This window comes from Microbacterium sp. NPDC055683, from assembly GCF_053617895.1.
The window spans coordinates 15,828-40,563 of record NZ_JBSHGQ010000030.1; the positions used below are offsets into that span (position 1 = coordinate 15,828).

27 protein-coding genes, 1 tRNA gene and 1 pseudogene are annotated in these 24,736 nt (G+C 68.4%); 18 read left to right on the forward strand and 11 right to left on the reverse strand.

Annotated features, from left to right (window positions below):
- Positions 1–38 precede the first annotated feature (38 nt).
- From ACWGPF_RS12040 to ACWGPF_RS12080, 9 genes are all read left to right on the forward strand, one after another.
- Positions 39–941 (forward strand): ParA family protein, encoded by a 903-nt coding sequence (locus tag ACWGPF_RS12040; RefSeq protein ID WP_452333049.1) that lies wholly within the window; start codon positions 39–41, stop codon positions 939–941.
- Positions 925–1,749, forward strand: a complete 825-nt coding sequence (locus ACWGPF_RS12045; RefSeq protein ID WP_452333050.1) for a segregation and condensation protein A — start codon at positions 925–927, stop codon at positions 1,747–1,749. The genes ACWGPF_RS12040 and ACWGPF_RS12045 overlap by 17 nt, the downstream gene beginning before the upstream one ends.
- A complete protein-coding gene (scpB, locus tag ACWGPF_RS12050) occupies positions 1,739–2,335 on the forward strand; it encodes an SMC-Scp complex subunit ScpB (protein WP_452333051.1) in 597 nt (198 codons plus the stop codon). The genes ACWGPF_RS12045 and scpB overlap by 11 nt, the downstream gene beginning before the upstream one ends.
- Complete coding sequence (locus ACWGPF_RS12055; protein ID WP_452333052.1) at positions 2,332–3,129, forward strand: pseudouridine synthase; 798 nt, start codon at positions 2,332–2,334, stop codon at positions 3,127–3,129. The genes scpB and ACWGPF_RS12055 overlap by 4 nt, the downstream gene beginning before the upstream one ends.
- A gap of 26 nt (positions 3,130–3,155) precedes the next feature.
- Complete coding sequence (locus tag ACWGPF_RS12060; RefSeq protein ID WP_452333077.1) at positions 3,156–4,277, forward strand: prephenate dehydrogenase; 1,122 nt, start codon at positions 3,156–3,158, stop codon at positions 4,275–4,277.
- On the forward strand, positions 4,270–4,953 hold the full coding sequence (cmk, locus tag ACWGPF_RS12065; RefSeq protein WP_452333053.1) for a (d)CMP kinase: 684 nt from the start codon (positions 4,270–4,272) through the stop codon (positions 4,951–4,953). Before ACWGPF_RS12060 ends, cmk begins: the two co-directional genes overlap by 8 nt.
- Entirely contained in the window at positions 4,943–6,469 is a 1,527-nt protein-coding gene (gene der, locus ACWGPF_RS12070; protein ID WP_345442279.1) for a ribosome biogenesis GTPase Der, read from the forward strand. The genes cmk and der overlap by 11 nt, the downstream gene beginning before the upstream one ends.
- Positions 6,470–6,708: 239 nt before the next feature.
- On the forward strand, positions 6,709–7,608 hold the full coding sequence (locus tag ACWGPF_RS12075; protein WP_452333054.1) for an NUDIX hydrolase: 900 nt from the start codon (positions 6,709–6,711) through the stop codon (positions 7,606–7,608).
- Positions 7,609–7,767: 159 nt separating this feature from the next.
- Entirely contained in the window at positions 7,768–8,532 is a 765-nt protein-coding gene (locus tag ACWGPF_RS12080) for a hypothetical protein (protein WP_452333055.1), read from the forward strand.
- Here the strand turns inward: ACWGPF_RS12080 and ACWGPF_RS12085 are convergent, their stop codons facing one another.
- Both ACWGPF_RS12085 and ACWGPF_RS12090 read right to left on the reverse strand, forming a co-directional pair.
- Positions 8,533–8,910, reverse strand: coding sequence for an RNA-binding S4 domain-containing protein (locus ACWGPF_RS12085; protein ID WP_345442274.1), 378 nt, complete (start codon positions 8,908–8,910; stop codon positions 8,533–8,535). It abuts the gene before it with no gap.
- A gap of 22 nt (positions 8,911–8,932) precedes the next feature.
- Complete coding sequence (locus tag ACWGPF_RS12090; protein ID WP_452333056.1) at positions 8,933–9,511, reverse strand: GNAT family N-acetyltransferase; 579 nt, start codon at positions 9,509–9,511, stop codon at positions 8,933–8,935.
- A 105-nt stretch (positions 9,512–9,616) separates the two neighbouring features.
- On the opposite strand from ACWGPF_RS12090, the gene ACWGPF_RS12095 reads away from it, so the two are divergent.
- The 4 genes and pseudogenes from ACWGPF_RS12095 to ACWGPF_RS12110 all read left to right on the forward strand — a co-directional run.
- A tRNA-Pro gene (locus ACWGPF_RS12095) sits at positions 9,617–9,690 on the forward strand.
- A 181-nt stretch (positions 9,691–9,871) separates the two neighbouring features.
- Positions 9,872–10,111, forward strand: a complete 240-nt coding sequence (locus tag ACWGPF_RS12100; protein ID WP_452333057.1) for a helix-turn-helix domain-containing protein — start codon at positions 9,872–9,874, stop codon at positions 10,109–10,111.
- Positions 10,112–10,115: 4 nt separating this feature from the next.
- Positions 10,116–10,919 carry a tyrosine-type recombinase/integrase gene (locus ACWGPF_RS12105; RefSeq protein ID WP_452333058.1) on the forward strand — a complete coding sequence of 268 codons (804 nt, stop codon included), beginning with the start codon at positions 10,116–10,118 and terminating at the stop codon, positions 10,917–10,919.
- An 18-nt stretch (positions 10,920–10,937) separates the two neighbouring features.
- Positions 10,938–11,297, forward strand: a pseudogene (locus ACWGPF_RS12110) (tyrosine-type recombinase/integrase); the annotation flags it as partial.
- 4 nt (positions 11,298–11,301) lie between these two features.
- Here ACWGPF_RS12110 and ACWGPF_RS12115 read toward each other — a convergent pair.
- The 6 genes from ACWGPF_RS12115 to ACWGPF_RS12140 form a co-directional block, all read right to left on the reverse strand.
- Positions 11,302–11,532 carry a hypothetical protein gene (locus ACWGPF_RS12115; protein ID WP_452333059.1) on the reverse strand — a complete coding sequence of 77 codons (231 nt, stop codon included), beginning with the start codon at positions 11,530–11,532 and terminating at the stop codon, positions 11,302–11,304.
- 166 nt (positions 11,533–11,698) lie between these two features.
- Positions 11,699–12,769 carry a DUF4236 domain-containing protein gene (locus ACWGPF_RS12120; protein WP_452333060.1) on the reverse strand — a complete coding sequence of 357 codons (1,071 nt, stop codon included), beginning with the start codon at positions 12,767–12,769 and terminating at the stop codon, positions 11,699–11,701.
- A gap of 236 nt (positions 12,770–13,005) precedes the next feature.
- On the reverse strand, positions 13,006–13,995 hold the full coding sequence (locus tag ACWGPF_RS12125; RefSeq protein WP_452333061.1) for a hypothetical protein: 990 nt from the start codon (positions 13,993–13,995) through the stop codon (positions 13,006–13,008).
- A complete protein-coding gene (locus tag ACWGPF_RS12130; protein WP_452333078.1) occupies positions 13,995–15,971 on the reverse strand; it encodes an ORC-CDC6 family AAA ATPase in 1,977 nt (658 codons plus the stop codon). The genes ACWGPF_RS12125 and ACWGPF_RS12130 overlap by 1 nt, the downstream gene beginning before the upstream one ends.
- On the reverse strand, positions 15,964–16,953 hold the full coding sequence (locus ACWGPF_RS12135) for a phosphoribosyltransferase-like protein (protein ID WP_452333062.1): 990 nt from the start codon (positions 16,951–16,953) through the stop codon (positions 15,964–15,966). Before ACWGPF_RS12135 ends, ACWGPF_RS12130 begins: the two co-directional genes overlap by 8 nt.
- Positions 16,946–18,274, reverse strand: coding sequence for a hypothetical protein (locus tag ACWGPF_RS12140; protein WP_452333063.1), 1,329 nt, complete (start codon positions 18,272–18,274; stop codon positions 16,946–16,948). The genes ACWGPF_RS12135 and ACWGPF_RS12140 overlap by 8 nt, the downstream gene beginning before the upstream one ends.
- Before the next feature lie 191 nt (positions 18,275–18,465).
- Between ACWGPF_RS12140 and ACWGPF_RS12145 the strand changes: the two genes are divergently transcribed.
- The 4 genes from ACWGPF_RS12145 (at position 18,466) to ACWGPF_RS12160 (ending at position 22,165) form a co-directional block, all read left to right on the forward strand.
- On the forward strand, positions 18,466–18,708 hold the full coding sequence (locus ACWGPF_RS12145; RefSeq protein WP_452333064.1) for a hypothetical protein: 243 nt from the start codon (positions 18,466–18,468) through the stop codon (positions 18,706–18,708).
- 4 nt (positions 18,709–18,712) lie between these two features.
- Positions 18,713–20,260 carry a deoxyguanosinetriphosphate triphosphohydrolase family protein gene (locus ACWGPF_RS12150; RefSeq protein ID WP_452333065.1) on the forward strand — a complete coding sequence of 516 codons (1,548 nt, stop codon included), beginning with the start codon at positions 18,713–18,715 and terminating at the stop codon, positions 20,258–20,260.
- Positions 20,261–20,974: 714 nt separating this feature from the next.
- The gene (locus ACWGPF_RS12155) at positions 20,975–21,454 is read left to right on the forward strand and encodes a DUF6389 family protein (RefSeq protein ID WP_452333066.1); all 480 of its coding nucleotides are present in this window, start codon (positions 20,975–20,977) and stop codon (positions 21,452–21,454) included.
- Positions 21,455–21,463: 9 nt separating this feature from the next.
- Positions 21,464–22,165: a lysophospholipid acyltransferase family protein gene (locus ACWGPF_RS12160; RefSeq protein WP_452333067.1), complete on the forward strand. Its 702-nt coding sequence runs from the start codon at positions 21,464–21,466 to the stop codon at positions 22,163–22,165.
- Here the strand turns inward: ACWGPF_RS12160 and ACWGPF_RS12165 are convergent.
- Genes ACWGPF_RS12165 through ACWGPF_RS12175 form a run of 3 tightly spaced genes read right to left on the reverse strand, consistent with a single transcriptional unit; the run spans position 22,154 to position 23,980 of the window.
- On the reverse strand, positions 22,154–23,008 hold the full coding sequence (locus ACWGPF_RS12165; RefSeq protein ID WP_452333068.1) for an ADP-dependent NAD(P)H-hydrate dehydratase: 855 nt from the start codon (positions 23,006–23,008) through the stop codon (positions 22,154–22,156). The two genes, ACWGPF_RS12160 and ACWGPF_RS12165, sit on opposite strands and share 12 nt — an antisense overlap.
- 4 nt (positions 23,009–23,012) lie before the next feature.
- Entirely contained in the window at positions 23,013–23,777 is a 765-nt protein-coding gene (locus ACWGPF_RS12170) for a histidine phosphatase family protein (RefSeq protein ID WP_452333069.1), read from the reverse strand.
- Between the two features lie 50 nt (positions 23,778–23,827).
- Positions 23,828–23,980 carry a hypothetical protein gene (locus tag ACWGPF_RS12175; RefSeq protein WP_345442237.1) on the reverse strand — a complete coding sequence of 51 codons (153 nt, stop codon included), beginning with the start codon at positions 23,978–23,980 and terminating at the stop codon, positions 23,828–23,830.
- 107 nt (positions 23,981–24,087) lie between these two features.
- Between ACWGPF_RS12175 and ACWGPF_RS12180 the strand changes: the two genes are divergently transcribed.
- Positions 24,088–24,687, forward strand: coding sequence for an NADPH-dependent FMN reductase (locus tag ACWGPF_RS12180; RefSeq protein WP_452333070.1), 600 nt, complete (start codon positions 24,088–24,090; stop codon positions 24,685–24,687).
- Positions 24,688–24,736 lie beyond the last annotated feature (49 nt).

The window sequence follows — 24,736 nt, forward strand, 5'->3', positions numbered from 1 at the left end:
CGGCCGGGGGCGTCGGCGACTAGACTCGATCGAACCGCATGAACACGTTCGGCATCGCGAAGGCAGGAGTTTCGGTGACGCGCAAGACCCAGCAGGACGCCGTCCCGATCGGGCCCACGGGTCGTCCCTACCAGGGGTTCCCGACGCCGCCGAAGCTCGACAGCCACGGCCCGGCGCGCATCATCGCCCTGTGCAACCAGAAGGGCGGCGTCGGCAAGACGACGACGACCATCAACCTCGCCGCGTCGCTCGCCGAGTACGGTCGCAAGGTGCTCGCCGTCGACTTCGACCCGCAGGGCGCGCTGTCGGCGGGCCTTGGCGTGCAGACGCACGACGTCACGACGATCTACGACCTCCTGCTCGAGCCCAAGCGCGACGCGCACGAGGCGATCGTCCACACGGCGGTCGACGGGCTCGACATAATCCCCGCCAACATCGACCTCTCGGCCGCCGAGGTGCACCTCGTCAACGAGGTGGCCCGCGAGATGATCCTCGCGCGCGTGCTGCGCGGCGTCGCGAACGAGTACGACGTCATCCTCGTCGACTGCCAGCCCTCGCTCGGCATCCTCACCGTCAACGCGCTCACGGCGGCGCACGGCGTGCTCATCCCGCTCGAGTGCGAGTTCTTCGCGCTGCGCGGCGTCGCGCTGCTCATCGAGACGATCGACAAGGTGCGCGACCGCCTCAACCCGTCGATCGAGCTCGACGGCCTGCTCGCGACCATGTACGACTCGCGCACGCTGCACTCGCGCGAGGTGCTCGAACGCATCGTCGAGGCGTTCGGCGACAAGGTGCTCGAGACCGTCATCGGCCGCACCGTGAAGTTTCCCGACGCCTCCGTGTCGGGCGTGCCCATCACGGAGTTCGCCCCCGAGCATCCCGCAGCGCAGGCGTACCTGCGGCTCGCGCGGGAGCTGGTCTCCCGTGGCGCCGTCGCCTGAGGCGGCGGAACCGGCGGAAGCTCCGGACGCGGGCTTCCGCGTCTCGCTCGCGAACTTCGACGGGCCCTTCGATCTGCTCCTGACGCTCATCTCGAAGCACGAGCTCGACATCACCGAGATCGCGCTCAGCAGGGTCACCGACGACTTCATCGCATACCTGCGCGACCTCGGGCCGGACGAGGAGCTCGACCAGGCGAGCGAGTTCCTCGTCGTGGCGGCCACCCTGCTCGACATGAAGGTGGCCGGCCTGCTGCCGCAGGGCGAGCTCGTCGACGCCGAGTCGGTGGCGCTGCTCGAGGCGCGCGATCTGCTGTTCGCGCGGCTGCTGCAGTACCGCGCGTTCAAGGAGGTGTCGGACTGGTTCCGCTCCCGGCTGCAGGCGGAGGACAGGCGGCACACCCGCTCCGTGCCGCTCGAGGAGAAGCACCGCGCGCGGACGCCGGAGCTCGTCTGGACGCTGTCGGCCGACGAGTTCGGGGCGCTCGCCCTGCTCGCCTTCGCGCCGAAGACCCTTCCGCAGGTCGGGCTCGACCATCTGCACGCGCCGCTCGTGTCCATCCGCGAGCAGGCGGCGGTCGTGGTCGCCCAGCTGCGCTCCCGCGGCACGATGAGCTTCCGCGAGCTCGTCGCCGGGGTCGAGCTCGCGGGCGTCGTGGTGGCGCGCTTCCTCTCCGTCCTCGAGCTGTACCGCCATGCCGCGCTCAGCTTCGAGCAGCTCGAGCCGCTCGGCGAGCTCACGCTGCGGTGGACGGCCGAGCGATGGTCCGACGACATGCTGGCGACCCTGGGGGCCGACTATGACCGATGACCCGACTCCGACCGACGAGACCCCGCCCGACGAGGCGCCCGTCGCCCAGCGGCTGGAGGCCATCCTCGTGGTCGCCGACGAGCCGCAGAGCCTCGTGAGCCTCGCGACCGCGGTCGGCGCCCCTGTGCCCGCCGTGCGGCAGGCGCTCGAGACGCTCGTGGCTGACTACGACGGCGCGGCGGGCGGGCCGCAGCGCGGCTTCGAGCTGCGCGAGGTGGGCGGCGGATGGCGGCTGTACGTGCGCGAGCGGTTCGACGGCCTCGTCGCCGACTACGTCGGCGCGCAGGCGCCCGCCCGGCTCTCGCAGGCCGCGCTCGAGACGCTCGCGGTCATCGCCTACAAGCAGCCCGTGACGCGCTCGCAGGTCGCGTCGATCCGCGCCGTCAACGTCGACTCGGTTGTGCGCACGCTCGTGGCGCGCGGCCTCATCACGGAGCTCTACGCCGACCCGGAGACGGGGGCGATCAACTACGGCACCACCGACATGCTGCTGCAGCAGCTCGGCATCAACTCGCTCGACGAGCTGCCGCCGATCTCGCCGCTGCTCGACGACGGGGCCGACGGATTCGAGGAGATGACGGCATGACGGAGCAAGAGGGCGTGCGCCTGCAGAAGGTGCTCGCGAACGCGGGGGTCGCCTCGCGGCGCGTGTCGGAGCAGTACATCGTCGAGGGGCGGGTGCGCGTCAACGGCGTGGTCGTGTCGGAGCTCGGTGCGCGCATCGACCCCGAGCGCGACCTCGTCGACGTCGACGGCACGGCCGTGCAGCTCGACACGACGAAGCGCTACGTCGTGCTCAACAAGCCCACGGGCGTCGTGAGCACGATGAAGGACGAGCACGGCCGCCCCGACCTGCGCCGCTTCACGAAGGAGTGGCCGGAGCGCCTCTACAACGTGGGCCGGCTCGACGCCGAGACGAGCGGGCTGCTCGTGCTCACGAACGACGGCGAGCTCGCGCACGTGCTCGCCCATCCGAGCTTCGGCGTCACGAAGGTGTACATCGCGAAGGTCGACGGACGCGTGTCGCCCGCGACGATCGCGAAGCTCACGCGCGGGATCGAGCTCGACGACGGCCCCATCGCGGCCGACAAGGCGCGCCTGCTCGACGCCTCGTCGGGGTCGAGCCTCGTCGAGCTGACGCTCCACTCGGGGCGCAACCGCATCGTCCGCCGCATGATGGCGGCCGTCGGCCATCCCGTCGTCGAGCTCGTGCGCCGGCAGTTCGGCCCGCTGCACCTGGGAACGCTCCCTGCCGGGCGCGCCCGCGAACTGACTAAGGTGGAACTCGGCGCGCTGCTGACGCTGTCGCGCCGGGGAACGGATGCTCCGCCGGAGCGCGGCGTCGAGCTTCCGCCTTCGGAGGATCAGGAGACCTCGTGAGCGATACACGCGTGCCGAGCGGCGTCGTGCCCGACGCCTCGTCGCCGACCGTGCCCGGCCGCGCCGCGCGCGTCGTCGGCACGGTGCGCGTCGTCGGCTCGGGCCTGCTCGGCGCGAGCATCGGCCACGCCCTCACGCAGCTGGGCGTCGACGTCGCGCTCGCCGACGCGTCGCCCGCGCAGCTGCGCCTCGCGGTCGACTACGGCGCCGGGCGCGCCGCTGCCGACGGAGACGACCCGGCGATCGTCGTCGTGTGCGTTCCGCCCGACGTCGTGGCGGATGTCGTCGCCGACGAGCTGGCGCGGTTCCCGCGCGCCGTCGTCACCGACGTCGCGTCGGTGAAGCTCGAGCCGCTGCGCGCGCTGCGCGCCCGCGGGCTCGACCTCACGCACTACATCGGCTCGCACCCCATGGCGGGGCGCGAGCGCGGCGGCGCCGTCTCGGCGCGCGCCGACATCTTCACGGGCCGGCCCTGGGTCGTATGCCGCGACGGCGAGACGCCGGTCGCCGACCTCGCGCTCGTCGAGGACCTCGCCCTCGACCTCGGCGCCGTGCCGATCGAGATGACGCCGGAGGAGCACGACCGCTCGGTCGCGCTCGTCTCGCACGTTCCGCAGGTCGTCGCGTCGCTGCTCGCCGCCCGGTTCGCCGAGGCGCCGGAGCTGTCGCTGTCGCTCGCGGGCCAGGGCGTGCGCGACACGACGCGCATCGCGCACTCGGCACCGGAGCTGTGGGTGCAGATCCTCGGCGCCAACGCGGCGCCCGTCGTCGAGGTGCTCGACGCGCTCGCCGCCGATCTGCGGGAGGCGGCCGACGCGCTGCGCCACCCCGACGAGCCGGGCGCGCGCAGGGCCGTGGCCGAGGCCATCCGGCGTGGCAACACGGGCGTGGAGCGCCTGCCCGGCAAGCACGGCCAGCGCCGCCGGTTCGAGACGGCCGTCGTCATGATCGACGACCGCCCCGGCCAGCTCGCGCAGCTGTTCGCCGACGTCGGCGACATGGACATCAACATCGAGGAGGTGCGCCTCGAGCACTCGCCCGGCGCGCCCATCGGCCTCGTCGAGCTGTCGCTCGACCCGGCCGTCCTCACGAGCGCCGTGGAGGGCCTGGAGTCCCGCGGCTGGCGGATTGCGAGCACGAGTGACTGAGCCCTTCTTCATCGGCATCGACGGCCCCGCGGGCGCCGGCAAGTCGAGCGTCTCAAAGGAGAGCGCGCGCCGGCTCGGCTACGGCTACCTCGACACGGGGTCGGTGTACCGCGCGCTCGCGTGGCATGTCGTCGACTCCGGCGCGTCGACGGACGACGAGGCGGCGGTGCTCGCCGCGTCCGAGACCTTCGCGCCGGAGGTGTCGCTCGATCCCGACGTGCGCACGGTGCGGGTGGGCGGTGTCGACGTGACCGAGGCCATCCGCACGCCGGAGACGTCGGCCGCCGTGAGCGGCGTGGCGCGCGTGCTGCCCGTGCGCGAGAAGGTCAACACGCTCTTCCGCGCGCTCGTGGTCGACTCCGGGCTGCCGGGCGTCGTCGTGGAGGGGCGGGATATCACGACCGTCGTCGCCCCGGATGCGCCCGTGCGCATCCTGCTGACGGCGCACCCCGACGTGCGCGCCGCACGGCGGGCCGCGGAGCTGGGCGACGCCGACACGGCCGCCGTGGCCGATGCGATGCGCCGACGCGACGCGTCGGACAGCGAGGTCGTGAACTTCCTCGACGCCGCCCCAGGGGTGGACGTCGTCGACACGACCGACTTGGATTTCGAACAGAGCGTCGCCGCCGTGCTCGCGGTGATCGACGAGAGGACAGGAGGCCGGGATGGCCGCTGAGAACGAGTACGAGGGGTCGCCCGACCGCCTCGTCGAACGACTGGCCGAGCTCGACGAGGAGCTCATCGAGCGCCGCGCCGAGTCGCTGCGCGCGAGCCTCGCCGACTACGAGCTCGACGAGGAGGACGCCGACCTGCTGGCGGGCCTCGCGTCGGGCGAGGACGGTGTGGAGTACCTGCCGGCGCTGCCCGTGATCGCGATCGTGGGGCGCCCGAACGTGGGCAAGTCCGCGCTCGTGAACCGCATCCTCGGGCGTCGCGAGGCGGTCGTCGAGGACACCCCCGGCGTCACGCGCGACCGCGTGACGTACAAGGCGGAGTGGCTCGGACGCCGGTTCTCGCTCGTCGACACGGGCGGCTGGGAGCCCGACGCGAAGGGCATCGACCGCTCGGTCGCCCTGCAGTCGGAGGTCGCGATCGAGCTGGCCGACGTCATCCTGTTCGTCGTCGACGCGTCGGTGGGCGCGACGTCGACCGACGAGCACGTCGTGCGGCTGCTGCGCAAGACGTCGAAGCCCGTGTTCCTCGTCGCGAACAAGGTCGACGACGCGCGGCACGAGCCGGAGGCCGCGGCTCTCTGGAACCTCGGCCTCGGCGAGCCGCACCCCGTCTCGGCCATCCACGGCCGCGGCGTGGCCGACCTGCTCGACGCCGTGCTCGAGAAGACGCCCGACGTGTCGGCGGTCGCGAAGCACGAGATCGGCGGCCCGCGTCGCGTGGCCATCCTCGGGCGGCCGAACGTCGGCAAGTCGTCGCTGCTGAACAAGGCGGCGGGCGAGGAGCGCGTGGTCGTCAACGATCTCGCCGGGACGACGCGCGATCCCGTGGACGAGGTCGTGGAGCTCGGCGGCAAGCTGTGGCGCCTCGTCGACACGGCCGGTATCCGCCGTCGCGTGCACATGGCGCAGGGCGCCGACTTCTACGCGTCGCTGCGCACCTCGGCGGCGCTCGAGAAGGCGGAGGTCGCCGTCGTCGTGATCGACGTGACGCAGCCGATCAGCGAGCAGGACGTGCGCATCATCGACCTCGTGCTCGAGTCGGGCCGCGCGCTCGTGCTCGCGTTCAACAAGTGGGATCTGCTCGACAGCCCCGAGATGGTCAACGCCGAGCGCCGCCGCTACCTCGAGCGCGAGATCGAGCAGGACCTCGCGCACGTCGCGTGGGCGCCGCGCGTCAACATCTCGGCGAAGACGGGGCGCCGGCTCGACAAGCTCGTGCCCGCGCTGGAGCAGGCGCTCGACTCGTGGGACACGCGGATCCCGACCGGCAAGTTCAACGCGTTCATCACCGAGCTCGTCGCCGAGCACCCGCACCCGCTGCGAGGCGGCAAGCAGCCGCGCATCCTGTTCGGCACGCAGGCGGGCACGCGCCCGCCGACCTTCGTGCTGTTCACGACGGGATTCCTCGACCAGGGCTACCGCCGGTTCGTGCAGCGGCGCCTGCGCGAGCTGTACGGCTTCGAGGGCACGCCCATCGTCATCAACATGCGCGTGCGCGAGAAGCGCCAGCGGAAGTAGGGCTGTGTCGGCCGTCGCCCCTGGCGGGCGGCGGCCGTTCCGGCATGGGTCGAGCGTCGGCGCCGCTGCGGGATGTCGCCGCGTGCCGCCTTTCGGATGGCTGGGGCCGGCGTGCGCGTGTCGGCCCCGGCAGGCGTCACCCGCACCGCCCCTCCGAATCGCGGCCCGGCGGTTCCGCCCGTTGCGCGGCATGACCCCCGCGTCATCCGCTCGACACGCGCGTGTGCGAGGGTGGAGGGGTGACGATCGAGCGCCCTGCACCCGGTGAGCCGCGACGGCCGGATGGCCCGCGCGATCCGGGCGACGCGTGGGTCGTGGCCGACGACGGCACCCGGTACTGGGGTCGGTTCGGGGCAGCGGGGCTGCTCGCCTTCGATGCCGCGCGCGGGGTGCTGCTGCAGCATCGTGTCGGGTGGAGTCACTTCGGCGGCACGTGGGCGCTGCCGGGCGGCGCGCTGCACCAGGGCGAGAGCCCGCTGCATGGTGCCGTGCGCGAGGCGCAGGAGGAGGCCGGCGTTCCCGATGGTGCGGTCGTGCCGCGGTTCACGTCGGTGTACGACGTCGGCATCTGGCGCTACACGACGGTCGTGGCGGATGTCGCCGATCCGTTCGAGCCCGTCATCAGCGATCCCGAGAGCCTCGAGCTGGCATGGGTGCCGGTCGACGACGTGGATGCGCTGCCGCTGCATCCCGGGTTCGCGGAGGCGTGGCCGATGCTGCGGGCGCAGCTGGCCATCCGTCCCGTGGTGCTGATCGACGCGGCGAACGTCGTGGGGTCGGTTCCGGATGGCTGGTGGCGCGACCGTGCCGGGGCCGCGCGTCGTCTGCGCGATCGGATCGCGGCGCTCGCTGTCGCGGGACTGCCGGCCGATGCGCTGGGGCTGGAGGGGAGCCGGTGGTTCCCGCGGTTCGCGCTCGTCGTGGAGGGCGCGGCGCGCGGAATCGAGCACGCCGATGACGTCAGCGTCTACACGGCGGACGGATCGGGCGACGACGAGATCGTGCGCCGCGCCGAGGCGGGCGTGGGTGCGGGCCTTCGGCTCACGGCCGTGACGAGCGATCGCGAGCTGCGCAGTCGGCTCGAGGCGGTCGGCGCGTCGGTCGTCGGCACGCGGTGGCTGCTCGACCGGCTGGACTGAGTCGCGGAGCTTGACGGGTTTTCGTGCGCTCCCTAGCGTGTGAGCATGCGCTGGATCGGGGGGATCTCAGCCGCGCTCGTCGCGGCGTTCGTGCTGTCGGGATGTGTTCCGGGTAGTGACGTCGAGCAACCCACAGAGTCCGTCTCATCGGAGCCGTCCGTGTCGGAGACGACCGCTGTGCCGAGTGTCGATCCGGAGGGCATCCGCTCGTACGATCTCGATGCGGCGACCTGGACATGGGACACGCAGGGCGAGTGGGTCGAGGTGACGCTTCAGGGCGGGGTGGGAACGGCGGTCGACCCGTATTTCCAGCAGGAGGCTCGGTTCACAGCGGGTGATCCCGTCTACGCCGATGCGAACGGGGACGGTCTGCTCGACGCCGCGGCGCCGCTCACGTGGGAGGCCGGGAACGGCATCTACACCGCGCACTTCGTGTGGCTGGCGCAGCCCGAGCAGGGGGCGCCGCCGCAGCAGGTGCCGTATCCGCTCACGTTCGGAGGGCGCTGCGCAGACAGCGCTGCCGAGGTGACGGCGGTCTCCGAGGGATTCGAGATCCGGCAGGTGCGACGGGGCACGGGCGAGGAGTCGCCGTGCGCGGAAGTGGGGACACTGGACACGGTGCGCACGGTGACGATCGTCGGCGATGGCACGGCGGACGGCTCGTGGCCGATGACGACGGATGGTCTCGGCTGGGGCGGACACTGTCCTGTGCGCACGGACGGCGGAGCGACCGTGATGGCGGCGACCGGTCGGGTGGCGCCGTCGGCCGCGGCACCTGCGACCACGGCATCGGGCGAGCGTGCGTACTATGCGCTGACGCACTACCCATTGCGGCAACCGGATGGATGGGTGCTGGCGGGGTTCGCGCCGGAGCCGGATGTCGACGACACGCTCGTGTGCGTGTGGGTGCCGACGGGCGCCTGATCAGTACGCGTCGTCGCGGCCGAGCAGGCGGTCGATCTCTCGGCGTTCGCGTTTCGTGGGTCGTCCGGCTCCGCGGTCGCGGGTGACGATGGGGGCGACGAACTCGCGGGGCGGCGGGGGAGGGGTGCGGTCTTCGAAGGCCTCGGCGGCGAGGGGTGCGCTGACGCGCTTGTGGAGGATGCCCCGGACGCCGAGGATGCGGTCGAAGCCGTTGATGCGCACGCGCACCTCGTCGCCGATTTTGACGCTGTAGGCGGCTTTGATGGGGTCGCCGTTGACGCGGACGTGTCCGCCGCGGATGGCCGTGGTGGCGGCCGAGCGGGTCTTGTAGACGCGGACGGCCCACAGCCAGACGTCGATGCGGACGGAGTCGCTCATGATCCGTCCATCGTAGGCAGGGTCAGAGGGTGAGCGAGACGACAACGCGCGTGGTGGTGGGGTGGGCGACGAGGTCGAAGCCGGCCTCCTCGAAGGTGGAGAGGGAGCCGACGAAGAGCGCGTTCGAGCTGGTCTTCCCGGCCGCCACGTCGATGGGGTAGGCCTCGAGAACGCGTGCGCCTCGTTCGCGGGCGTAGCGGATGGCGCCCTGCAGGAGTTCGCCGACGAGTCCCTGGCGGCGGTGCTCGCGGCGGACGGAGAAGCACGAGACGGCCCAGACGCTGTCGTCGTCGAGGGGTTCGGTGGTGCCGGTCTTCACGATGCGCGAGCGCCCGAGGCGCTGCTGGGTCGGGCGGGGGCCGACGCGGACCCATCCGGCTGGGGTGCCGTCGACGTAGGCGACGAGGCCCGGGGGAGGGCCGGCAACGATCTCGTCGCGGAGCATCCGCTCGCGTTCGTCGACCGTGGTGGTGCGCCAGTCGGCGTTCGAGAGGACGGGCCACATGCACTGGCAGCTGCGCCCGTCTCCGCCACCGGTGAGGGCGCTCTGCACGTCGTTCCACTGCGCCGTGGTCGCCGGCGTCATCGTGATCTCGGCCATGCCCCGACCGTACTCCGTGGCGCCGACACTCGCGGGGTGCGCCCCGGTTCGCGGCACCCTTCGCGACAGGCTAGACTGTTCGAGTTGTCCGGGTTCGCCCGGCAGCGGGCTGTGGCGCAGCTTGGTAGCGCACTTGACTGGGGGTCAAGGGGTCGCAGGTTCAAATCCTGTCAGCCCGACCGAGAGGTCCCGGAAACTCAAGGGTTTCCGGGACTTTTTCTGTAGGTGGATGTGATCCGGTCATCGAAAGCCCATCACTTTGACGCCCTCCCCGCTCGTTCGGGCCGCCGCGCTCGGCAGCCGCCCCGTCTTGCCGGTTGCTCCCGATCCGTGGGTGGGAGCAGGACGCACCTGTTCGGTATGGACACCGAACACCGCCCGACCGACAACCCCTGGGGCCTGGAACCGCTGCTCGACGTCGGCGAGCTCGCCGCTTACCTGGGCGTGCCCGTCTCGACGGTCTACGACTGGCGCACCCGTGGCCTCGGTCCGCGGGCGTATCGCTTCGAGAAGCATCTGAAGTTAGCGCTCTCGGACGTACGGATCTGGATCGAGCATCAACGCGACCCCGAGCCGCCTGCCTCTCCAGAGGGGAGGTGATCCGATGAGCCGGCAGCCTTTGACCATCGGCACCTTCGGGGAGATCGGCTACCTCCTGAGCCCCGGCGGACGCGTCGTCGCCCGCGCCCGCTACCGCGACTGGGACGGCAAGACGCGACTCGTCCAAGCGACCGGAGACACACGGAAGTCCGCCGAGCGGGCGTTGAAGGCGAAGCTCGCCGATCGGAGCCTGTTCCAGCCGTCGTCCTCGGCGCTCACCCCGCACCGCCCCTTCCCGGACCTGGTCGCGTACTGGCTTGAAGACCTCGAACTCGAAGACCGCCTGTCGAAGCGCTCTCTGCAGCTGTATGAGCGGAACATGCAGACCCTTGTCATGCCCGCCTTCGGGAATCTGACGCTGCGGGAGATCGGCGTCGCTCGCTCCGACCATTTCCTCAAGCAGCTCGCGAAGCAGAGCTACAACCGCGCCAAACAGGCCCGCGTGGTCCTGCGTCTCGCGCTCGGTCTCGCCGTCAGGCATGAGCTCTTACCGCGGAACCCGATGGATTATGTCTCGAGACTGCACCGGCCGGCGTCCACACCGAACGCGTTGACGCCAGCGGAGGAGAACGCGATCCGGGCCGCGATCGCTTACTGGGAGGCCGGACGCTCGATCTCCGGTCCGAAGCCCGACGGACAGCTCGGCGCGATCGTCGAGGTCATGCTCGGCACCTCCGCCCGCATCGGCGAGGTCCTTGCCATCCGACGCCGAGACATCGACGTCACCAGCCCGACCCCATCCATCCGGATCACCGGCACGATCGTCAGCCATCGCGGCGAGCCGACCACGCGGCAGGACCATCCGTAGACAGCGAAGTCGCGGAGGACCGTGGCGATCCCGTCGTTCACCGCTGAAGCGGTACGACGCAGGCTCACCCGGCTGGAGGATACGTCACTCGACGCCCTGTTGTTCTGCAGTCGAGAGGGAACACCGCTGACGACGAACAACGTGCGCCGTCAGCTCCGGCACGTCCTCGACCGTGCCGGGATCACCGACGTCACCCCGCACATGTTCCGCCGCACGGTCGCCACCGCCATCAACGAGCAGGCAGGTGTCGAGCTCGCCGCCGAACTGCTCGGGCACACAGACCCGAAAATCACCATCCAGCACCACATCCGCCGCAGCGAGATGGTCAACCCGGTCACGGCCGAGATGCTGGAGCGAGTGTTTTCTCGAGAGCAGTAACGGGTCAACCAGCTGGCGGGGCGAGCCCCCCGCCCTCGTTGCCCTCAGACCTGCTCAGAATCCGCAAGGCCGCATCCACCTGTGCCTGAAGCTCGAGATCACTGACCTCGAGCGTGTATGCGTAAATGTCGGGGTGCTCAGCTCTGAGGGACTCCCTGTAGCCGTCGACGTCCAAGAGGACGTCTGGTCGTAGCGCATAGATCCTCTTGAAACCGCTCAGTGACTTATCGTTCATGATTGACCTGCCCCGACCCTTCGCGTGATGCTCGTCTCTCTCATAGGTGCTCCCGTCTTCCCTATACGGGCGGTGTCCGGTCGAGGGGCGGTTTCGGGCGGGAAGTAGAGCGCGGGATAGGGGTTGCTTCGCGCGACATCTCGGGACGTTGCAAAGAATCGACCCGCTAGGGAGCTACCTTGGGGATGGGCGCTGCGGCGATGACCTGTGAGATGGAGGGTCCGGCGTCGGGTCTGGAGCATTGGATCTCCCAGTCGAGCCCCTGTGGTGTCCTCAGCTTGAGGTCGCTGTAGAGCATGATCGGGAGAACCGGGTTGTTGGAGAACCTCCGGTCGGGTCCTCCACCCTTGTTGACGTACTGCCATGTTTGTCCGACTTGCTGCGAGTCTTTCGGGACCACACCCGGGCTCTCAATAAACCGTTGGCGCTTCCCGACCGAGTCGAGAGCGCGGTAGCTCGCGTCCGTGTAGTGCTTTCCTTCGCGAATGAGCAAACGGTCGGGGAGGAAGTGGATGCTGGCAGATCCTGCGGTTATGGTCGGCACTGCAACGTTCGTCGCAAGGTGCTTCGGTCCAGCGAGTGTGGCGGTGGCTGACTCCTTGCGGACGAGGTTGCTGGCGCCGGCGTTCGTCTTGTGCTGGTAAAGGGTCTGCACCTGCCCCGACGACACGGTTCTCCAGAGTCTCTGAGCGTCGGTGAACCAAGACCACTGCGCGACTAGCGAGTCGAACCATGCCGCGGCGGAGTCGTTCACGTCGTAGAAGAGCACGACTCTCCGTTTAGCCGCGTCCCGCTGGAAGAGCCACCAGCATAGCGGTGCCGCCAGCACCCAGACCAGCATCCCCCAGGGCAGGATTGCGGCGCCGATCACGAAAGCCGCGATGGCGGCGATCCACCAGGTCGAGAAGTGCTTCGCGGCTGCGTTGAGTTGATCGACGACGTCGCCACCACCTGTCGGGTGCATGTCGAGCGTTGTTGCCCCTGTGACGTCTTCCATGATCACTGCGTTCGGGTCAAACACTCTCGGCGGGATCATCGCCGCGCCGCCAGCGGCTGGCCTACCTGAGCCGAGCGAACCGCGGTAGTACACACCACCCCGTCCCATGTGGACGTAATTCCCACGAGGCCCAGTGCCTACTCGAAATCCCGGAACCCCCGTGCTGATGCCAACGCCGGACTTGCTGAGATTGAAGCGGAATGGCCCAGCCTTGACGCTCTTTCTGACGTAGAACCCCATCGTTCCCCGATCTTGCCCTTTATGACGCCTGTTGTTGTTCCCCAGACCCGACCTTATCGACTCGGGACTAGCGAGTTGTAGGCCGTCGCGGATCCTCAACCGGGCGGTGCTGGGCCGCATGCATCGTCAAGCGTTGGACTGGCGTGCGGTCCTCGGGGCCAGACCGCAGGCGGCTGCCGTCAGTTGCAGTCGTTGAGACGGGTAGCCGGGATCCCGTCGTGATACGCGAAGCGCGTCTACAACTTCGCGGCAGCCTTCGGGCGTCCAAGGTCACGCACAAAACCGAGTTCGAGCACGTACTCGTGGATGGTCGCGATTCCGTTAGTCGTGTCCTGCTCATACCGCTCGGCGAACGGGAACAGGAAGCTGGTGTTCTGCCCAGCTGCCTCACACCAGTAGTACCAAGCGAAGCCAAGGACCTGCGGTTTCGTGCCGACAGCGGTCAGATAGATATGGTCAAGGTCCCCCAATGCGACGACCTTCGCCGCGATGACCTGCGCCGTTGCGAACGGGTTGTTCGCTGGCGCGAAGGATCGCGTTGCGGGCCGGTAGTCCCGTATCGACTCTCGAGCGTTCTCCAGCTTCAGGACACTCTCCTGATACATATGCGGTTGCAAGCTCGGCAGCCCCAGCAGGATCACGTGCTCAGCGTTGGGCTTGTCGTCCGCAACAGCTTTGACCAGTCCGTGGTCGTATCCTGCGCCGATGATGAGCGCGTCGCGAGGGCTGGGGCGGTTGGTATGGGCACCTTCCATCCCGGGGATGAGCCCTACCCGAGCGACCGGCCCTTTGGTGAATCGCGTGCGCTCACCCTGAACGTAGGACTCTGGATCGGAGTAGTAGACCGTGACTTCGTCGACTCCTGCTCGCTTCAGTGCGAACGGCAGCATGGCGATGTGTGGGCGCATCATCCCGGTGATGTCGATGGCAACCCGCATCCCTGACAGTGCGGACGCACCGCCAAGATGGTCGAGCACCTCCGCCCACGACTCCGCCGGAGCGATGGCCTGCGACGCGTTGACAAGTTCACCGTCAGGAAGTTCGTCACTGGTGTAGGCGTACTCCTCGTGGGCGATCCATACCTTCCGCGTCGCGTTGACCGCGTCCGCGAGGAGTCGAACTCGTCTTGAGCTGTTGAACGAGGAGAGGAACAGGTCGTAATGCTGCGCGGGCAACTGCGCCAACGTGATCTTCGCCCGCCGGAACGCGGAGTATTCGATGCTCATCAGAACAGCGGGTCTCGGGTGTCGATTGAACGACCGAATGGAGCGTTCAGCGCGAGTTCCAGGGATTCACGTGCACGGGAGAAGGAGAGCTCCGATACGGCGGGGCTGAAGATCGCTTCGATGGTCTCGCTGCTGAACGTCGCGTCCCCGCGCCGGCCGGGCTTCAACCCCCACAAAGGTGTCAGCATCGGGTGAAGCTGGAACTTCCGATGCTGTGAGCCGTGATTGCGAGCGGCTCGACCTCCAATCACTTCAACGAGAAGGCCATGGTCAAGGCACCGTTCCAGGACGCTCAGAGCGTCCTCTGACACTCCCGTCAGCGGCGATGAGAATGTCGTGATGTCGATCTCGCTCGGTTTGTCCGAATACCGGATCGATTGCAGGTAGACGCCGAGCCGTCTCACCGCGATCTCGCATTCCTCGCCTTCGGTGCCGAGCGGTTTCGCGTCGGCGAGATACCACCGTGCCGCGTCGAGCACTCCTTCACTGAGCGCCCGTTCCGAAATGGGAACGGCTCCGCTGAACACGTCCTCACCGTGGAAGTCCGCCCAATGCGACACGTATTTGAGGATCATGAGGAGGCTGCGCGGGAGGAACCCGGACATGCCGACGAGTTCACCGAAACCGGCATACGCGGTGCGCCGGTTCGCTTCCTTGTAGATCTGGGCGACCGCGTCGCTCTTGCGCTGCTTGAAGAAGTTCGCAAGCTTTGTGCTCTCGCGGCCCTCGATGAGTGGTTCCACCCACACGCGAGCCCTCGATGCGGTCTCGGCAGACGGTGTCTGTCCGCTGGCCCAGTATTGGTAGAACTTGAGAACCGCCAGCTTCTCCAGCAGCGGGTAGTCGGGCAGGGCGACTGAGGCGCACACGTCATCGGCGACGGCGGCGGAACGCGCGCGTTGGGTCGCGGTACGCAGCCGCGTGAGGTAGGGACGTTCGTGCGGCGCGTACTTCTCGAGGACGGCTCCGAGGCGCTTACTGAAGAACCGGTCGTCGGACTCGAACGATAGTCGACCTATCCAGGTCTCCGCCTCTTCGGCGCTGAGTTCGAACTCTCGCAACCGCACGCTGATCAACTCGCGGCAGAACGCCTCATACGCTTTGGGGTCGCGCGCGTACGTGTCCTCAATCGTGTAGATCTCGTACTCGCTGCCCTTCTTGTTCTCCTCACCCGCGCTCAATGTCTTGTGCGTCTTGATACCCCAGCTTCGACCACCGACCAGGAACGTCGCCGGTGCTTCCTTCTCACGGATCAGGGTGTTGAAGTAGATCTGCTGGTCATGGGCGAGGTTCTCGTACTCGTCGGCGAGGAACGTCACCCGGATGCCCTCAAAACCCGGGAGTCTGCTCACGGCCTGGCAGACCCGGAAGACGAGCTCTCCCGGGTTGGAGCGGATGTTGATGTCCAGCCGGCCGGTGTGAGCGGCGTTGTTGATGACCCAGTCGAGATCGCCTCGGATCACGGACAGCCGTGCCAGCGCGTCCGACAGCGAGCGGCCCGCCCCGACGCTCTCGTCAGCCGACAACTGAATGGTGCCCGCGACCGCGTCGAATACGTCGGCCACATCTGCCTCCGCCCAGCTCTCGGACTCCCCGACATCCCGCACCGTGGCGATGAGCAGTTCGGACAGCCACAGGTCCATGTAGTACGCGAACGCGGACGACCAGATGTCCGCGCTCTGTCCTTTTCCGACGAACCGGCTGCCGTTGAGTCCGCTGCATCGGAAGTACACGCCGAGGTAGCCGTCAGCTTGGATCTCGGCGAGCGGTCGCGTACCTCGCGCCTTCTGCAGCGGAAACGAGAAGTGCCGCATCAGGTGCGTACGACCGCCGCCCTTGACCCCCGTGAGAAACTGCGGCATCGGGCTGGCAGGGTCGACGATTGCGCGCTCACGGCCGGCGAACGCGACGTAGGTCCGTTCGATCTGCGGGTCGTTGAGGTCGACTGCTTTCGTCACCTCGAACGGGCTACGCATCACTCCCCAGCTCCTTCTTGTAGCGGCGGAACACCGGCTCCCACGCCACGACACTGTCGTTGACCCAGAAGATGGGCAGGGTGTGGTCGGGAACGTTGTGGTGCAGGCCCAGCATCAACTGTCCGTCCCCGAAGCCGAAGCAGTTCCCCGGCGCCAGGTCAGCACCATAGCGCTCAGCGACCATGCGCCCGATGTCTCGCTCGATCCCCGCCGGAGGGTCCGAGTACACATGAGACTCCTCGCTGAAGGTGAGCTGCGACTGGTTCAGTTCATGGACGGCTTCCACCCGGTCAAAGCCCAGGTCGCGGACCGCGTCCAGTCCTATCGGCTTCGCGAACATCGTGAGGTACCAGATCTCAACATCCTGGCCGCTGCGGGTCGCGGCTGCGCGGAGAAGCTCAACGAAGTCCACGTTGTGTTGCACCGCTTGGGTGCCCGTGCCGAGCACATCGTCGATAAACACCACGCGTCGAAGCTCGGGGTCCGCGATCCGGAACTCATTGTCCTCACTCGAGTGGGAAAGGATCTGGTAGGGGTTCGGGAACAGTTCCTTGTCGAGGGTGTTGTCCTGGCGGAAGTAGTAGAGCAGGTGCGTTCCGCTCTCGGACGGGTTGCCGACGCCCAGAAACCTGGTGCGTGCCAGCTGCGCCTCGTACTCGGCCTGGAGGTACTCCGCATCAGAGCGTCCGCCCGCGTCGGCCCGAATGCGCTGGATGATCTCGTACCGGAAGAGGTCTCGGTACATCGCCGTGAGCAGCTCACGTACTTCACGCAACCCGAAGTACGTGAAGTGGGACAGCAGGTGAGCTGCGTGGGATTGCTCCACCCGAACGGAGACGTTCTCGGTCTTGCCGGTGAAGTTCTCCAGCCACCGGTTCACATCGGGGACCGTGCCGTTTCCTTCCCACAGCACTTCGGACAGCACTTTGATACGTCGGCGGACGCCTGCTTCGTCCTCGTCTGCACCACCCAGCTCAAGCATCTGGATTCACCTCGAAGACGTCGATGTACTCTGCGGGCGATGGCGTCCCGTTGCGTCGGGCGGTCAGCAGTGCGCGGCCACGGATCGGGTCGCGCACAGACAGCGTCCGCTGGTAGCCCAGATACTGCACGATCTCCGCGAGATGCTGGTTTGTGTGCAGAGTGCTCCCTACGACGCTGTTCGTACCGGTCACGAGAGCGATCCGCTTCACGCCCGTCGTGCGTGCGTTAGTGAACGCCGCCTGCATGTCGACGAAATACGTCAGGTAGATGGCTGCCCGGCGTGCGTCCTTCCTACCGATGCCTTCGAGGAGGCCGCGGAGGCTCGGGCTCCACACGTCGGCGGTCGTCAGTGTCGCATCCTTCGCCGAAAGGTGTTCGCGGCCGATGTTGCCATGCTCTATATGCACGGTCCGTCCCGTCGGCGCGTGTCCCAACCAGCCCGCCTCCAGACTCGTGCTCCGCACGTACTTCTGCGCCGCGCCGTACGGGGGGCTCGAGAGCAGCAGGGTGGTGCGTGCCTCCTCTCGCGAGGGCCACATGTCGAGATTGCGCGCGTCACCAGTCCACACGTGCGCGGGTGGACGGTGCCTCGGCAGCCGCTCGAGCTTTGCCGCCATCGCCGTCGCCTCGGCACGCCACTCCTCCCACACATCCGAGGCGGTCGCGGCCGCGTTCCTCTGCGTGCGCACCGGGACGGGAATCCGCGGGTCGGTTGTCGCGACCCGCCGCGCCGTCAGCACCAGGCACAGCATCGCCACGTCCCGGTCGGCGTCGCAAATGTCGGCGGTCTCCGAAACGACAGTGAGGAGCCTTCCCAGCGCCGAAAGCGCCGCCGGCGCGTACCAGCGGCCGAGCGCGGTCGACGGGATCGTGGGACGGCGGCACCGTTTCGCTGCCGCGAGGACCTCATCGAGCCGCGCCTCCACGTCGCCGACCTCCTCCGCGCGCACTTTGACACGGCTGACAAGCGCAGCGACAGGGTTCTGCTCCACACCGACGGACGCGATGCCCCGAAGCTGCGCTTCGAGCAGTACGGTACCCGAGCCTACGAACGGGTCGAAGACCAAGTCGACGCCGTCGACTACCGCATCGGTCGCGAGCAGGAATCTCGGAATGTGACGCAGGAGTCGCGCAGGGTACGGGTACAGTCCATGCGTGTACTCGTTCGCCGGAAGCACACCCACTAACTGTCGAAAACTCACGTCGAGCGACTCACCCGAATATCTGCGCGCCAAGTTGGCGTATTCGCGTGAGTAGTGGCGTGAGGTGACGTGGGTCGGATGCGGCACCGCCTCAGCGGACACGAGGTCACTCGACACTGCTAACTCCTGCCCGTCACGTCTTTGCGGCTCACTCTCTATCACGGTACAGTGCCCACGCCCCGGGACGAGCTCTTGCCGACGCCGACGCACCCGGATCATCTGCTCGTTTGATCCGCCGCAGGGTATGATTCACAGCCCGAAGCCGGTAGGCTTAAGACCTCCTACTCGTCGCCCTGGAGGGGATCTCGATGACACTTGTTGCCGACCGCGTTGCAGACTCACGAACCCAACAGTTGAAGGAACTTATCGAAATCCTCGTCGAGGTCGTCAAGGAGCACGGCGGGACAGTGTCTCAGCGCGAAGCGATGCGCGAGGCGGCAACGAACGCCGAAATGTCGGTTTCCGAGATGCCGTACGTCGTCAACTCTGCCGTCGCCGACCATCGGATCACCGCGGACCTGCGGTCTGGGAAGTTGGAACTTGTAGACTGAGCCAGTGGCAGTTGAGAACCCGCCGGACGCGCTAGTCAAACTTGCCGACGGATCGTGGGTTCTGCCGCGCACCTGCGAGCAACGCTACGGCCGACGGGAAGCGTCCCAGCCGAGTGATCGGGATCACCGCACGGAAACCGAACGCGACCGCGGCCGGTTGGGCTACTCGGCGTACCTGAGACGCCTTGCCGGCGTGACCCAGGTCGTCTCGCCCGAGCTTGCGTCCGCGCAGATGCACAGTCGCTCATCGCACACCCACAAGGTGGCCATGATCGCGCGAGAGATCGCTGACCATGTGGCACGCAGCGCCGATAGGAACGACGCCTGGCGGTCAGTCATCGCCGCTGCGGGCGGCCTGGATATCGCCGCCTGTGAGGCTGCCGGACTTGCACACGATATAGGCCACCCCCCGTTCGGCCATGCCGGTGAGGACGCGTTGGACGCCTACCTGGAGCTCAAGGACGTCGAGGACGGATTCGAAGGGAACGCGCAGACGTTCCGAACCGTGACACGTCTTGACCGCAATAAGGGCACCACCGTCTACGGGCTGAACCTGACGAACGTCACCCTGGCGGCGATCCTCAAGTACCCGTATGCGAAGCGCAAGCCATACGACGACAGGCGGAATCGGAAGTTCGGGGCCTACCAGGACGATGCCGACCAGCTTCGGTACGTGCGCGCTGCGGTCCTCAACCTTGGGGTGGCCGGGGAGGACCACGGACGACAAACGCTGGAAGCGTCCATCATGGACCTCGCCGACGACGTTGCCTACGCCATCCACGACCTGGAGGACTTCCTCGCAGCCGGTCTCATCGATGTCGGCCTTGTCCTCAACGACATCAATGCGGCGCTCGACGACGCCGGCATCGTTCACGACATGCGTGAGAAGCAGGACTTCAGCGCCGCCAACTTCACGAAGACATCAGGACGGTTCTCCCAGCCCCTGGTGTTCGTCGAAGCGTCAAGGCGGCATCGGGCAGGGTATTCACCCCACTACAACGACCGGGACTATGCGGCCGCCCTGCACGATGTGAGCCGCTTCCTCACCCAGCTCGGGGACCCCGATCTTCAGGACTACGCGCAGAATCTGCGACTACTGCTGAAAGACTTCATCACGAAGTTCTTCGACGCCATCGAATTGAACGAGGAACCACCGTACGCGGACGGCCCGTCGGTGTACCTCACGTCGGAAGCCTGGCATCAAATGCAGGTGCTGAAATCCATCACGCGCCATTACCTAGTGTCTCGACCCCGCATGGGTTCGATGCAGCGGGCTCAGACGAGGTCCATCGAGATTCTGATGGAAGGTCTCGCGGATTGGATCTGCACCGCCCCCAAGGAACACTCTCTCCCGCCGACGCTGCTGACCATGCTCGCGCGCAACAACGTCGCGGTGCCCATCACTCGGCAGTCGACAGAATCCCTCGAGCCTGGGCACTTCCGCGCCCTGTCCGACTACGTGTGCACCATGTCCGACTCCGAGGCTCTCATGCGATCCCAGTGGCTCGCAGGCACGGAGGTCCCCGGCTCGTTCCGCCTCGCACTGTCCTGAGGGTCTTGCAATAGGAGGTTACCGTCGCGCGGTGCGGGCGAGTTCTAGCACGCCGACTTTCGGGCCCGATGACGTTCGTGGACCCTCGGAGAGAGTGCGCGATCAGCGGCGGCTGAGCGTGCTTGGAATTGCGTACGTGAGCCCCGGACTGTCGTCGCGCGGACAGGGCGAGTCGTGCGTGGCGTCCAGTGCGCGTATACGCCGCTCGATGCTTTGCACGATAGCGGCTCCTTTATGCGCATGATTAGCGACGCTTCGCCGGGTCGAGGCGTTCCGAACGCGCTGCGCCGTCTGTGAACCTCCCGTGCCCGAACGACTCCGCGCAGCTTGACATCGCGCGCTGGGCACAACGATGACCAGAAGTCGTCCGGAGGGCTGTCATCAGCCGGTACTCATTCCGTCGAACGACCGCCATGGGAACCGCGAATACGCACGGACTCTCAGTGATCCGCCTCTCCATCCGGATGCCGCTCGAGCCCGTCAATTGTTCTCGGCGCGAGTCCGAAGAGCGACCCATCAGGAACCCACCTGAATCACCCGCCAAGGCCCGCCGCCAACCGGGTACACTCGGACCAAGCGAACCGCTCGGTTCCCTGTCAACACAAGGGAATCCGCGAGTTCCCGAGACGATCGGCGGAGACCGGCATTCGACCGGATCCTCCAAGGGGTCGCAGGTTCAAAATCCCAGCCCGTCGCCTCAACAGAGTGAGCGCCATGGATCACACCGAGTACCAGCGCACCGTCCTCACAGTCCTCGACGGCGCGACCACAGCATCCTCCGCGTGCGTCGCCGCGATCCATCGCGCAACAGTCAACGCTGGCGCCGGCGTCCTCATCGAGGTGTTCGTTGACCAGGACGCCGAAGGCCCGTTCAGTGTCTGGGTTTGGTTCGAAGGCGATGACGCCGTCGCGCTCGACCGCGAGCTCGGCGTTGAGCACGAGCGCTTCGGCGTGATCTGGGGCGAGGAAGGCTGGGAGCCTCCGGTTCCGCCGCGACCGGTCGGATGGTCGCGGCAGCTGCTGACGGAGACGATCGTCGCTGGCGTCGCGGAATGGGTAGACCCGCTCATCCCCTCAAGAACAACCGTGGTGCACTGGGAGGTCGCACCGCACGACGGGATCGCCGACGGCATCGCCGGCGGACCCCGCAACCGCCTGACGCCCTCACTGCCGGGGAGACACCCACCCGGCTAAGGTATCCACGTGCCAGACGCCGTGCCCGCCCCCGTTCCCCGCCCCGGCGCCGTCTACTTCGTCGGCCGCGTGATCCTGCGCCCGCTCTTCTGGCTGCTCTACCGCCCCCGCATCGTCGGCCGCGACAACGTGCCGGCCAGCGGCCCCGTGCTCCTCGCGAGCAACCATCTCGCATCGCTCGACACCGTCATCATCCCGACCGCGGCCATCCGACCCGTGCAGTTCCTCATCAAATCGGCGTACTTCACCGGCTCGGGCCTGCTCGGCCGCGCGAAGCGCTGGTTCTTCACCTCGATCGGCGGCGTGCCCGTCTACCGCGCCACGGGCCGCGACGCCCGCGCCGCCCTCGACGCGGGCAGCAGCATCCTCCGCGCCGGAAGCGTCTTCGCAGTCTTCCCCGAGGGCACCCGCTCGCGCGACGGCAAGCTGCACGACGGCCACGGCGGCGCCGCCTGGATGGCTCGCGACACCGGCGCCGCCGTCGTGCCCGTCGGCCTCGTCGGGACGGGAACAGCCACGCCCTTCAGCCACCTGCGCCCCGGACGCCCGCGCCTCGAGGTGCGCTTCGGCGAGCCGCTCGACCTCACCGACCTCGACGGCATCCCCGACGGCAAGGCCCGCCGCGAGATCACCGAGCGCATGATGGCCGCCATCGCCCGCCTGAGCGGCCAGGAGCGCTCCGGCAGCGTCAACGCCTCCTCACGAGACTGACGACACTCGCCCGATCACCCCCGGAAGGCGCCCCGCCAGCTCCCCGGCGAGATAGCCGACGCCATCCCGCCGCCCGGCCAGCTCGTCACCCGCGGCCGCATGTACATACGTGCCCCACACCGCCGCGCGCGCGGGGGAGAGGCCCCGCGCGGCGAACCCCGCCACGGCACCGGCGAGCACATCGCCCGAACCCGACGTCCCGAGCCCCGGCCCGCCCGCGCGGATGCGCCACGCCGAGCCGTCGGCATCCGTCACGAGCGACTGCGTCGCGACCGCCGCGCCGTACCGCTCCGCCACGGCACGTGCGGCCCGCACGAACGCCCGGCCCTCAGACGGAACCTCCGCGCCGAGCAGCACCCCGACCTCGGTCGGGCTCGGCGTGAGCACGAGCCGCCCGCGCAGCGCATCCGCGAGCGACGGCCGCCGCGCCAACGCCGCGAGCGCGAACGCATCCACGACGAACGCGACCGACGGCGGCGCATCCGTGATGAGCCCCGCGAGCAGCCCGCCCGCCGCATCGACGTCGTCGAGCCCCGACCCCACGAGCACGCACTGCACGCCCTTCAGCTCCGCCGCGAGCGACACGTCGCCGCGGACCGACCCGCCTTCGTCCGCGAGCGGCACGATCCCGGCCTCCGGAACCGCCGCGCCGACCGCCGCCGCGACCGATCGCGCGACCGCGAGCGTGATCCGCCCCGCACCCACCCGCAGTGCCGCCGTGCCCGCGAGCATCGCCGCACCGGGGCTCCGCAGCGCCCCGCCGACGACGAGCACGGTGCCGCGGTCGTACTTCGACGACCCCGGATCGGGCAGCCCCCACCGCCGCAGCCTGCGCTGAGTCACCCGCTCACTCCGCCGTGACACGGCTCTCCTCCTCGGCGTCGTCGGGCTCACCCGGATCGATGTCGCCGCCCTCGGCCGCCGCATCGCGGCGCCCCGCGTGCAGCGTCGGCGCGATGCCCGCCTCGACGAGATGCGCGACGTCGCCGACGCGCTCGGCGTGCCACGCGCCATCCGACCGCTCGAGCACCGTGACCGAGGCGTTCGCGACCGGCTCGGCGATCGCGGCCGCGAGCGCCCGCCGCTCGTCCCACCCCTCGACGACATACCGCGTCAGGTGCACGAGCGCCTCATGCGCGAACACGACCACCGTCTCGTGCGGGGCATCCAGCGCATCGCTCAGGAACGACCGCAGCCGCAGCGCGACGTCGGCCCACGACTCGCCGCCGGGCGGACGGTAGTAGAACTTGCCGAGATGCGCGCGCCGCTCGTCCTCCGACGGGAACCGCTCGCGCACACCGTGCGACGTGAGATGGTCGAGCACGCCGAGCTCGCGATCCCGCAGCCGCTCGTCGACGGATGGCCTCGCCCCCGCGAGCAGGCCCGTGCGGTGCGCGCGCACATACGGCGACGACCAGACCTCCGCGTCGCCGACCTCCCTCAGCACCGCCGCCACCGCCTTCGCCTGCCTCTCGCCGAGCGGCGACAGCGGGGCGTCGACATCGCGGAACGGGAGGTCGATCACCTCGTCTCCCGCGGCCTCCGCGGCGCTCGCCGCCTCGTTGCCGACGCTCTCGCCATGACGGATGAGGATGAGTCGTTGCACGCGCATCGCACGAGGCTAGCGACGACGACGTCGCGGCGGGAGGGGGTTGCGCCCGGTCAGTGCCGCGCGTGATCCTCGGTATCGGGCTCGGCGCGCAGCACGTCGGCGATCTCCTCCTCGGGGCGGGGCGCGACGTTCTCGTCCTCCTCGAGCTCGGGAACCGTCGGTTCGTCGGGCAGGGGCACGTGATGCTCATCCGGTCGGCTCATGACAGCTCCTTCGCACGCGGGGTTCCAGCGTAGACCGGCCGACGCCGGCGGCGGCGACGCCGACACCACCCCGTGACATCCGCCGCGTGTCGGAGTAGACCGGAGCCATGACGTACCGCATCGGATACCTCGTCGGCAGCCTCTCGAGCGACTCGATCAACCGCGTGCTCGCGAAGGCCCTCGTCCACCTCGCCCCGCCGAGCCTGCAGCTCGAGGAGATCCCCATCCGCGACCTGCCGCTGTACAACCGCGACGACGAACTCAGCCCCGTCGACGCCGTGCCGGCCCTCAAGAAGGCGATCGAGGCATCGGACGGGCTGCTCTTCGTCTCACCCGAGTACAACCGCTCCATCCCCGCGCCGCTCAAGAACGCCATCGACTGGGGCTCGCGCCCGTGGGGCCAGAACTCGTTCGCCCGCAAGCCGACCGGCATCATCGGCGCCTCACCCGGCGCCATCGGCACGGCCGTCATGCAGGCGTCGATGCGCAGCGTGCTCAGCTTCCTCGACGCCCCGCAGCTCAACGCCCCCGAGGCCTACGTCACCTTCCACGCCGACGCGTACGCCGACGACGGGTCCGTCACCGACCCGCACACGGAGACCTTCCTCCGCCACTACATGGAGGAGTACGCGGCGTTCGTCGAACGCGTGCTGTCGGCGACGCTGCCGGGCCACGAGGGCGACGCCGACCCGGATGTCATGCACTGACCCCTATCGTTCCGAGCGATCACGACATATCGTTGGGTATCGTTCGAAT